General features: G+C 42.8%; 2 protein-coding genes and 1 pseudogene. All 3 read left to right on the top strand.

Annotated elements, in window-relative coordinates:
- A partial coding sequence (locus LD28_RS23485; RefSeq protein ID WP_206538773.1) for a hypothetical protein occupies positions 1-515 on the top strand: 515 nt, incomplete at its 5' end.
- A 368-nt stretch (positions 516-883) separates the two neighbouring features.
- On the top strand, positions 884-1,369 hold the full coding sequence (locus tag LD28_RS0120390) for a hypothetical protein (RefSeq protein ID WP_033138727.1): 486 nt from the start codon (positions 884-886) through the stop codon (positions 1,367-1,369).
- A gap of 567 nt (positions 1,370-1,936) precedes the next feature.
- Positions 1,937-2,336 (top strand): annotated as a pseudogene (locus LD28_RS0120385) (RsmE family RNA methyltransferase); the annotation flags it as partial.

Genomic DNA, 2,336 nt, shown 5'->3' with positions numbered 1-2,336 from the left:
TCAAACAAGAAAAAAACACCCACCACTACAATGAGTGGGCAGATATATCTGATGGTGTGGTTGGTTTATACCAAGGTAACGTAAAATCAACTATAAATGTAGTAATGCCAAAACTAATTGCGCTTAAAGAAAATGGTAACAATACCTATTTGATTAATGCATTGTTAGCATATTCATATTCAGTAAGATATTTGAAGCAACACGTTCAAGAGGATAAGGAAATTGCGCTACGATTAGCGAAGCTGGCATTTTCTCAGGATCCCCTCTGTGATATTTCAAATGTTTCATTAGGACTGGCATTAATCATTAATAATAAGGCCACAGAGGCATATCCATATCTTTATTATGCCGTAGAGAACTCTGCATCACCATTGAGCTATTATCTCATAAGCCTGTCGGCAGATCTCAGCGGCAATAAACTTGGTTCTGCACGTTATAAAGAGAAATTCATGAAAATGAATCAGCAGACAGGTGGATATTTTGAGCTATCTATAACCGAGCCTTACAAGAAATAGTGAGCGGCGAGAAAAACGATATCTGGATTTCATTCCAGTTTATTGTCTCTAGCCAGAGTTATATCAATCGATACGTGCCACAAAGAAAGTGATTTCGTTACCAAACAACTAGAAATGAAATAAAAACATTTTCCAAATAAAATAAAATCCAATAAAATCAATGTGATGCAGTCTGTTTTGTGTTCTGTTTATCTTGTTGCACTAGTGCTTGTCTTGCATCAAGTTATGATTGCATGCCCACATTTAGAGTGCCGCATCACAGCAATGAGTAACTTCATCCATGGATGTGTATCTGAATTGATAAGGTTGCTCATCGCAAAGATGATAAATGACATCAGCACTTTAAAATGTGGAAGGGTTTTATATTTATGATTAACATCGTCAAGAATATTTCATTTAAAATAGTTCCGCTGCATATATTCTTTTTTGTTTTTTGGTTTAAAAATGGATTCATTGATAAGGTCTGTGGTATTTTACTTGGAATCATCACGCCAAACACAGCCTACCAAGGTGATACTTGGACTGGCTGGGCGAGTTACATTGTAGGTACTTGGGATAAAAGCCAGGTCGCACATGTATTACTTAGCCCCACCTTTAGTGTATTATTCCCAATCCTCATCCTGCTACAATGTCTGCCATTTCTTCTGACAATAATGTCTATTGTCAAAGGCGAGTTTGTGGTTAATGTAAAAAGACCTTGGTTAATGCACGCCGCGACCAGTTCTATGTTTGTGACAGGATGCATGCTATTCAGTCAGGTCTTGGCCGGTGCAAGCGATGGTCAATATCTGTGGCAGTTATTAGAATTGGGAATGGTCTCAATTATCTATATTAAACTCCAAGATAATAATTAAGAACCTGACCATTTATTACATCATCAGCCCAAGTGTTAACTTGGGCTTTTATATATTGTTTATTCTTTTGTATACGGCTAAATGCAGCCGCCTCCTCATCTGTCATGTTGATATCCATCTTCCTGGGCCATTTCCCCTTGATACCACAACGTACATCCCGCAGAATTGCGTTTGAATACACTAAAAACAGATGGTGAGGAAAGGGCATCTTGCTATCGTTTGAATGGAACAGACAAGGCACACGACTGCGAAAAATGGTCGACACAGGTGGGTCTCTTTGTCCCACAAATGATTAGCCTTGCATAGAGTGCAACCTCTGCTGATACCCATTCCTTAACTAAAAACCGTACTACAAACCCCAATGTTGCCAGGGTGAACAACATAGTTCTCCCATTACAACTCGCTGAACATCTGTCATGAGAGGCTGTCAACAGGGTAAAAATCTGTGCCAAAACTGAAGTTTATGTCCATAAATCAGACGTCTTAGTTTCACACATGTGAGCAGTACATCAACCGCCTCGCATTAAGATAGTGAATCGTTTCCAAGTAAGAGACTGACAATCAACCATGCGCATTCCACGTATCTATGAACCGGCCACCCTGCAAGTGGGCCAGACCATCGCCCTGTCGGAAGACGGCGCCAACCATATCGGCCGGGTGCTGCGCATGCAGCCGGGCCAGCAGCTCGAGCTGTTCAACGGCGATGGCAATCAATATCCCGCCACCATCGCCAGCGTCGGCAAAAAGTCGGTGGAAGTGACCATCGACAGCTGCGACGTCCAATCGGTGGAGTCACCGTTGGCCATCCATCTGGGTCAGGTGATCAGCCGTGGCGACAAGATGGACTTCACCATCCAGAAATCGGTGGAGCTGGGCGTCACCTGCATCACCCCGCTCTTCTCCGAGCGCTGCGGCGTCAAGCTGCCGCCGATCGGCTGGAGAAGAAGCGCGAGCAGTGGCAGAAGGT

The organism is Aeromonas finlandensis (assembly GCF_000764645.1).
Taxonomy (GTDB): Bacteria; Pseudomonadota; Gammaproteobacteria; order Enterobacterales; family Aeromonadaceae; genus Aeromonas; species Aeromonas finlandensis.
This window is presented reverse-complemented; position numbering and strand designations above follow the sequence as displayed.